Origin of the sequence: Caldanaerobacter subterraneus (genome assembly GCF_004345675.1) — a bacterium.
GTDB lineage: Bacteria > Bacillota > Thermoanaerobacteria > Thermoanaerobacterales > Thermoanaerobacteraceae > Thermoanaerobacter > Thermoanaerobacter subterraneus.
Genome location: NZ_SLWU01000050.1, coordinates 1 through 7291 on the forward strand (window position 1 = coordinate 1; position 7291 = coordinate 7291).

Sequence of the window (7291 nt, forward strand, 5' to 3'; positions counted from 1 at the left end):
AGAATCTATGGTAATATTGTATTGAGCCATTTCCTATCCCTCCGGTTAGATTTTTTGGTTCGTTTCTATTTCTATTCTAACCAGGGGTGGGGAATAGCTCAACTCCTTTTTACACAATTATATAGACTTAACTTGGGGAGGTGGGAATTTTAAATATCTTTATTGTTAACGATACAAAAAATAAAAGGGGGGTTAACTGTTGAAGTTTAATGTCACAACCAAAATTTTAATCGGTCTAATTCTCGGTGTCTTTGTCGGCCTTTTATTTACATCAGCTCCCGATGCGGCCAAAACCTACATAAAACCCTTTGGAGACCTGTTCCTCAACCTCATCAAAATGATAATAGTACCGCTGGTCCTTTCCTCGCTAGTGGTTGGAGCGGCTAGCACCGGCGATGTTAGAAAATTGGGTAGAATAGGAGCCAAGACCATGGCATACTACCTCCTCACCACCGCCTTTGCCGTAACCCTCGGCCTCATCCTGGGCAATATCCTTGATCCCGGCATGGGCATGACCCTGCCTCAGGATGCCAAAGTAGAGGTCAAACAGGCGCCATCGGTGGTGGAGACCCTTCTGAACATCGTCCCGACAAACCCGGTAAAGGCCATGGCTGAAGCCAATATGCTCCAGATCATAGTGTTTGCCATCTTCCTGGGAATAGCTATTACCTTTATCGGTGAAAAGGGCAAACCGGTTCTAAACTTCTTCGACAGCCTGGCTGAGATCAGCTATAAAATAGTCGGGATAATCATGGAGTACGCACCCATAGGCGTTTTTGCACTTATCGTACCCGTAGTCGCCGCTAATGGTCCGTCGGTACTCCTTCCTCTGCTGAAGGTAATAATAACGGTTTACCTGGGCTGTGCCCTCCACGCCGCTTTAGTTTATTCGTCTCTGGTTTCAATATTCGCCAGGATTAGCCCGATCAGATTCTTCAGAGGCGCCGCACCGGCGATTCTGATGGCCTTCACCACCAGCAGCAGTTCGGCGACCCTGCCGGTCTCCATGGAAGTGACGGAAAAGAACCTGGGCGTTCCCAAGTCTATCGGCAGTTTTGTGCTGCCGCTGGGCGCCACTATTAACATGGACGGCACCGCTCTTTACCAGGGAGTCTCCGCCTTGTTCGTCGCCCAGGTTTTCGGCATCAACCTCTCACTTTCGCAGCAGTTGGTAATAATACTGACCGCTACCCTGGCTTCCATAGGGACCGCCGGCGTCCCCGGTGCGGGCCTCATAATGCTCACGATGGTGCTACAGTCGGTGGGCCTGCCCATGGAAGGCATAGCCCTCATAGCGGGAATAGACCGCATACTCGATATGGCCAGGACCTCTATTAACGTAACGGGGGACATAGCCGGCTCGGTGGTAGTAGCCGCTACCGAAAAGGAACTTAACCGAACTTAACCGGTTGTAGCAAAAACCCCATTCCCTTTTAGGGAATGGGGTTTTTGCTATGCCTCCCTTTTCCTCTTCGCCGGTTTGCACAGTATCTCCGAAATCCAGGTATCAAATATGCTGGCCGCGTAGGACGGGCGTATGATGATTGCGGTATCCGCCCCGACGCCGCTGACGCCTGCGGCGATAACGTCCTCGCCGTACGGTATCAACCCTGCGTCAAGGGCCATTGTCGCAACTTCGACGCATACCTTAACTCCCTGACCGAACATCCCCAAAGTATTTGCCATTATCTCCACGGGATATACCCCTCCGAATTTACGGGCTTATACCTCGCTCGGCTCCCCGACACATCGCCTTACCCCCTACTGCACATTATGGTAATTCAATTCTATCACAACTCAAACTCCTTATGAAGCGCCGTTATGACTTTTGTCCCTGTCAAGGTTTTGTAGGTAAAAATTTTTCAAAACTTTTCTCTTCGTTAAAAATCTAGGAGTTTAAAATTAGTAGTTTATTATATATTGCTATTCCTTTTTTCGCTTTTTTAACGTAAAATGTATACTAGAATTGTTTACTCCTCAAATACCTTCCATTTCGGGATTGTCCGGAATCAAAAAGGCATATCCTTTGAAGTTGCCTTCCAAGTGCTCTACTACTAGGTTCATCCGCTCAGGAAGACCGTACTTACCCTTTCTGTTTTTAACCACAAGACCTTTCTTTCCCATTGACTAGAGTGTCTTAAGCAATAGGTCCGTCTCTTTTATGTCAAGATCCAACGCTACCAGTATTTCCCCTTCGGTCATGGGCCTATATCCTTCACTTTTCATCAGTTCAAGAATTTTATCCTTCAGTCTCAGTTTTATATCCTCCCTCCGATGAATTTTCTGCAAAACTCCCTAACTAGTTTTCCCAATCTTTCCATTCATTTTACACCTTCGCTCCAATTTTGGCAAGTTTTTAAATCAAAATTGCGATATCGATTGCTACCAAAATCCCCATAAATCCACCAAAATAAAAGGGCGCCGGTGCTCCATCAGAAAGGATTTCAAGCGGCGGTCCAGGGCTTTCCAGTTCAGGGAGGGCCTTTCTTTACTTATTTTGGCAACTCCCTTTTCTCTAACAAAAAATAAAGCCATTACGCCCATAACTGCCGGAATTAAGGAGTATAGGAATATCTGGCGGAAATCGAGATGCTCCCTGGTTATGAAGTAATAGGCCAGCAGTACTCCTATCATCGCTCCAAGGGTATCCATGGTCCTATGGAGCCCGAAAGCCCTGCCGCGGATTTCTTCGGAAGACGATTCGGCTATGAGGGTATACTCTTTATTCCGCTGGGCGTTGAAGGATTCAATAAGATTTTCAATGTCACCTTCCGATACCGTCTCCACCTCGAATAGATGGGCTTCGCCTCCCGCAGACCTGATCTCCCTGGCAAAATCCAAAAGCTCCTTTTTTACTATCCAGCAAGGGGCAGATGGCTGCCGATTGCTGAAGGTAAAGGGCCCCTATTTCCTTCATCTTGCGCCAGGCTTTTACTCTGAGGGTCGACGGCTCTACGGGCACCCTGTAGATCAGCAGCAGCCACTTCCGGTCACTATCGGTCACTTTCATATTTCCTTCTTGTAACATTTGTTTTCATTATAATTGTAACAAATGTTTCATAAAAAACAACCATTCCTTTATTGTTTAGGAAAAAATATTTCAAGCTGAAGGACTGACTTATTACCAGAATTTTAGCAATATGTTGTAATAACCTTGATTTATTCGATAAATCAGTTAAAATTTCTTATGGAGGTGAACGGTTTTGGAATGCATCATAATGAAAAATAAAGCCATCTGCACGTGCACTTACGAACCATGCCCTCGTAAGGGACGCTGCTGCGAGTGCCTGCATTACCACCGAAGAAATGGAGAGCTGCCCGCATGTTACTTCTCGAAGGAAGCCGAAAAAACTTACAATAGGTCTATAGAGTTTTTCATTGAGGATTATAATTCAAGGCGCTAGATTAAAAAACAAATCCGCTTTTAGGCTTGAACCTAAAAGCGGATTTTGATCATTCTTCGACAACCTTCTCGTAAAATCCTTTCGGATGATCGCAGGCCGGACATTTCTCCGGCGGTTCCGTTCCCTCATATGTATCCGCAGTTTCGGCAACGCCACTTGACCGGCTTTTCGCTCTTGAAAAGGGTGCCCTCTTTCAGCTCAGAAAGCAGCTTGCGGTATCTTTCCTCGTGGACCTTCTCAACTTCTGCCACCTTCTAAAAGCGTTCGGCTATTTCGTAAAACCCCTCTTCTCTTGCAACTTTTGCAAATTCCTTGTACATACTGGTCCACTCGTAGTTCTCGCCTGCCGCAGCTTCTTCTAAATTTTTGGCAGTATCGCCGATGAGTCCTAGATATTTTGCCCACACTTTTGCGTGTTCTTTCTCATTTTCCGCAGTTTCCATAAAAATAGCGGCAATTTTCTCGTAACCTTCTTTTCTCTATAAATGTAAAATAAGTATATTTGTTCCTTTTCTGAGATTTACTAGCAAAAGCTTCTTAAAAATTTTTTAGTTTTTATACCTTTTAATTCTATCAAACATCCTCCTAAAATTTTTCAAATTTCAAGAGCCAAAAACTTTTTCTTATCCTTCACTGCCATCCTGTTTCTGTGCAAAAAATTTAAATATTTCCATTGGCAGGGGGAATATTACCGTGGAATTCTTTTCTACCGCAATTTCACTCAAAGTTTGAAGCTGTCTTAGCTGCAAGGCTCCGGGATTTTTTGAAATAATACTCGCTGCCTCCGAAAGCTTTTCTGCCGCCTGAAGCTCGCCTTCTGCTCTTATTATCTTGGCTCTTCTTTCCCTTTCAGCTTCAGCTTGCTTTGCCATGGCCCTTTTCATCTCTTCCGGAAGCTCTATGGATTTAATTTCGGTTGCTGTTACCTTAACGCCCCACGGATCGGTGGCCCTGTCCAGTTCCTCCCTCAACATTTCATTTAATTCCTGGCGTTTGGCCAATATGTCATCTAAATCGTACTTTCCCAATATAGCCCTCAATATGGTCTGCGCAAGAAGGCTTGTGGCATTGAAGTAATTTTGAACCTTCAAAACTGCAAGTTCCGGTTGGAACACGTTAAAATAAACAACAGCGTCAATCATTACGGGAATATTGTCTTTTGTTATAATTTCCTGGCGCGGCACGTCTATAGTTGCAGTCCTCAGGTCGACGACTAACAAACGGTCTATTCCAAAGGGCATTATGACGTTTATACCTGGACCCACCACGTAAGCAAATTTGCCAAACCTCAAAAGAACCCCCCGCTGGTACTCGTTTACGATTTTAATCGTATTCGCCATCAACGAGATTAGCACCGCAAGTAAAACAAAAGACACAACGGGGTTTCCCATCATAAGCGAAGGAAGGAAGATTACAGCAGATATAGCCGAAGTAAAAGCAATAACGGACGTTCTTTTTGAGTTAACAGCAAAACCTATCCATAGCACTATGAGTAAAATCTCGACAAGCAACATCACGAAGTTCACGGTTTTAAAAAAACTCTCAAATGGATAAAAAATGAAATCCATAAAAAACCTCCTTTTAATCTCTGTTGATTTGTAAACTTAAATGAAAGCTGAGGACTTCAACCCTTTCTGGTACAATGTTTTGCAGAAAAAACAAACACCTCCAAGAAAGTGTAAAGTCCTTATGCAAAACATTGTACCATTAACCTGTCCAAAATGCAATAATACTTCTCTGTTTTACAAATATGGCAAAACTACAGATGGTTACCAAAAATATCTCTGCCGTAAATGCTACCATCAATTTGCTCCTGATAAGCCTTCTTCTAGAAAAACTCCCAAGTACCCTCGCTGCCCTGTTTGCGGTAAGTCTTTGTTCCTTCATCATGATTATGAGTATTACTCTAATTATCGTTGTTCTGATAAAAAGTGCAATCATTCCTTTTTCGTCCCCAAAATTACTGCTATACCTTCAACTTCTATCTCTAAACTTTCTGGTAAAACCAATTTTAAACGTATCCGCTATCCTGTACATATAATCCTATCTGCTTTGTCTATGTTCTTCCTTGGTAAAAATTCTTTCAGAAATATTGCTCTTATTTTGAAAACTGTTTTTATACAACCATTAGTAACTGGTGTAAAAAGTTTGCTCCTTTGTTCCATAATATTTCCTTAGAACTTATTCTTATGTTAAATCTTAATTCTGATGAATGGCATGTTGATGAAACTGTTGTTAAAATCGCTGGTAAGAAATATTACCTTTGGTTTGTCATAGATTCTGGAACCCGCTTTATTTTGGGCTTTCACCTCTCCCCTTTATAGAGATTCCAGGCAAGCTTTTGCTTTGCTTAATTCTATTAAAAACCTAGGAACCCCTTCCGCTATCGTAACTGACGCTTGGTGCTTACAAAGTACCTGTTAAGTCTTTGTTCTTCTTTTCCTTCCGGTATCTCTCCATATTCAAACACGGCTTCTCTCTTTTCTTCACTTTCCTTCTTTATTTCATCCCCCACTTCTTGCACTGCCTTCCATATTGTTATTGCGCTAATATGAGGGAAAAGATTTTGAATTTGATTTTTGATTTTTTCCCGGTGAGGTCTTTTTTTCTACATCCATACCTCATTTTCCTGCTTCGTCACCTACTGAAATTTTACACTATCTATAAGGTTATGATACTTCCTGGCGAATAATTTTTATCAAGGTAATCAAAAGGATTGGTAGAGTACATCTGCCGTATGAGGTATTTGCCTTCTGAAACTCTTTCCACTAAAAGCTGTTTGTTACCCATTTTTAGTTCAATATAACTTACTGGTACATCCTCTCTTTTTTCAAAAATTAATTCATAGGGGATTATAGTGTACAGCATCTTTTAATTATCCCCTTTCTTTTCTCTTTCTTCAATCAGTTTGTGAAGCTTTTTCAAAGCTTCTTTTATGCCCCCAATTTCGTCTATTAAGCCATAATCGACAGCTTCTTTACCTACGAGGATTGTCCCAATGTCATTGGCGAGTTCTCCTGTTTTTAGCATTAAACTCATAAAAGTTTCTCTTTTTATTTTTGAATTTCTCACAATGAATTCCACTATTCTGTCCTGCATTTTGTTAAAGTAATCAAAAGTTTGAGGGACCCCTACTACAAGTCCTGTCATCCTTATGGGGTGGATTGTCATGGTAGCACTTGGAACTATGTAGGAGTAATTTGCAGAAACAGCCAGAGGAACTCCTATGCTGTGTCCTCCTCCTAGGACGATTGAAACTGTAGGTTTGGAAAGGCTTGCAATCATTTCTGCTATAGCCAGTCCTGCTTCAACATCTCCTCCCACAGTGTTCAAAAGTACAAGAACCCCTTTTATACTAGGGTTTTCTTCTATTGCCACTAGCTGGGGAATTATGTGTTCGTATTTGGTAGTCTTGTTTTGAGGAGGTAAAATCATGTGTCCCTCTATCTGTCCTATTATAGTTAGGCAGTGAATATTGCTCTCAAAATTAGGTAGATTAGTCTGACCTAGGTTTTTTATATTCTCCTGCACTGGTGGAAGGGTTTGTGGTTGTTCTGTTCCTTCCTCGTTTACAAATTTCATCTGCATCACTCTCCTAGATATTAGTATAAAAAAAAAGAAGGAGAGTATGCATATTTACAGGCTAAATTCGTCGTGGAGAACTCTTATGGCCTCTTGACTTTGTCAGTTGGAGGTCATTTTTGGGCTGGTAAAAAATATCAAACCCTTGATTTTCAAGGGTTTTTTGTTTTTAGGATTAAAAAATTTTTCAAAACTGTAGGGACAATTTTTCTCCTAATTATTGCCATAATACTTGACTATATTCACTTTTTGTAGTATAATGTAATAAACTAACATAAAGGTGATGCCATATGTTTCTCAAAATA

The 7291-nt window shown here is 41.9% G+C and carries 11 protein-coding genes and 2 pseudogenes; 3 read left to right on the forward strand and 10 right to left on the reverse strand.

Annotated elements, in window-relative coordinates; genetic code table 11:
- The first annotated feature begins 199 nt into the window (after positions 1–199).
- Positions 200–1405, forward strand: a complete 1206-nt coding sequence (locus EV203_RS12820) for a dicarboxylate/amino acid:cation symporter (protein WP_243700710.1) — start codon at positions 200–202, stop codon at positions 1403–1405.
- Between the two features lie 47 nt (positions 1406–1452).
- Here EV203_RS12820 and EV203_RS12825 read toward each other — a convergent pair whose 3' ends face one another.
- The 4 genes from EV203_RS12825 to EV203_RS13590 all read right to left on the reverse strand — a co-directional run bounded on the left by EV203_RS12825 (position 1453) and on the right by EV203_RS13590 (position 2841).
- Positions 1453–1695: a hypothetical protein gene (locus EV203_RS12825; RefSeq protein ID WP_243700711.1), complete on the reverse strand. Its 243-nt coding sequence runs from the start codon at positions 1693–1695 to the stop codon at positions 1453–1455.
- A 282-nt stretch (positions 1696–1977) separates the two neighbouring features.
- Entirely contained in the window at positions 1978–2124 is a 147-nt protein-coding gene (locus EV203_RS13495; protein WP_165911624.1) for a hypothetical protein, read from the reverse strand.
- A gap of 3 nt (positions 2125–2127) precedes the next feature.
- Positions 2128–2289: a hypothetical protein gene (locus EV203_RS13585; RefSeq protein ID WP_207910901.1), complete on the reverse strand. Its 162-nt coding sequence runs from the start codon at positions 2287–2289 to the stop codon at positions 2128–2130.
- A gap of 93 nt (positions 2290–2382) precedes the next feature.
- Positions 2383–2841, reverse strand: coding sequence for an MFS transporter (locus EV203_RS13590; protein ID WP_207910902.1), 459 nt, complete (start codon positions 2839–2841; stop codon positions 2383–2385).
- Positions 2842–3218: 377 nt separating this feature from the next.
- On the opposite strand from EV203_RS13590, the gene EV203_RS13990 reads away from it, so the two are divergent.
- Positions 3219–3404 (forward strand): DUF6485 family protein, encoded by a 186-nt coding sequence (locus EV203_RS13990; protein ID WP_243700712.1) that lies wholly within the window; start codon positions 3219–3221, stop codon positions 3402–3404.
- A 49-nt stretch (positions 3405–3453) separates the two neighbouring features.
- On the opposite strand, the pseudogene EV203_RS14470 reads toward EV203_RS13990, so the two are convergent.
- The 4 genes and pseudogenes from EV203_RS14470 to EV203_RS12845 form a co-directional block, all read right to left on the reverse strand.
- Positions 3454–3510: pseudogene (locus tag EV203_RS14470) on the reverse strand (hypothetical protein); the annotation flags it as partial.
- Positions 3511–3529: 19 nt separating this feature from the next.
- Positions 3530–3655 (reverse strand): hypothetical protein, encoded by a 126-nt coding sequence (locus tag EV203_RS14475; protein ID WP_481752975.1) that lies wholly within the window; start codon positions 3653–3655, stop codon positions 3530–3532.
- A gap of 3 nt (positions 3656–3658) precedes the next feature.
- On the reverse strand, positions 3659–3847 hold the full coding sequence (locus tag EV203_RS14480) for a ferritin family protein (protein WP_481752976.1): 189 nt from the start codon (positions 3845–3847) through the stop codon (positions 3659–3661).
- 180 nt (positions 3848–4027) lie between these two features.
- Complete coding sequence (locus tag EV203_RS12845) at positions 4028–4744, reverse strand: slipin family protein (protein WP_481752977.1); 717 nt, start codon at positions 4742–4744, stop codon at positions 4028–4030.
- A 349-nt stretch (positions 4745–5093) separates the two neighbouring features.
- Between EV203_RS12845 and EV203_RS12850 the strand changes: the two are divergent.
- Positions 5094–5865 (forward strand): annotated as a pseudogene (locus EV203_RS12850) (DDE-type integrase/transposase/recombinase); the annotation flags it as partial.
- 200 nt (positions 5866–6065) lie between these two features.
- Here EV203_RS12850 and EV203_RS12860 read toward each other — a convergent pair.
- The gene (locus EV203_RS12860) at positions 6066–6272 is read right to left on the reverse strand and encodes a YlzJ-like family protein (protein ID WP_011025668.1); all 207 of its coding nucleotides are present in this window, start codon (positions 6270–6272) and stop codon (positions 6066–6068) included.
- Positions 6273–6275: 3 nt separating this feature from the next.
- The gene (locus EV203_RS12865; protein ID WP_207910903.1) at positions 6276–6992 is read right to left on the reverse strand and encodes a ClpP family protease; all 717 of its coding nucleotides are present in this window, start codon (positions 6990–6992) and stop codon (positions 6276–6278) included.
- Positions 6993–7291: the final 299 nt, after the last annotated feature.

Bases quoted from the DNA above. Each gene is read 5' to 3' on its own strand.
- EV203_RS12845 (WP_481752977.1), bottom strand. From the start codon at position 4,744: ATGGCGAATACGATTAAAATCGTAAACGAGTACCAGCGGGGGGTTCTT.
- EV203_RS12865 (WP_207910903.1), bottom strand. From the start codon at position 6,992: ATGCAGATGAAATTTGTAAACGAGGAAGGAACAGAACAACCACAAACC.
- EV203_RS14480 (WP_481752976.1), bottom strand. From the start codon at position 3,847: ATGGAAACTGCGGAAAATGAGAAAGAACACGCAAAAGTGTGGGCAAAA.
- EV203_RS12860 (WP_011025668.1), bottom strand. From the start codon at position 6,272: ATGCTGTACACTATAATCCCCTATGAATTAATTTTTGAAAAAAGAGAG.
- EV203_RS13990 (WP_243700712.1), top strand. From the start codon at position 3,219: ATGAAAAATAAAGCCATCTGCACGTGCACTTACGAACCATGCCCTCGT.
- EV203_RS13495 (WP_165911624.1), bottom strand. From the start codon at position 2,124: ATGGGAAAGAAAGGTCTTGTGGTTAAAAACAGAAAGGGTAAGTACGGT.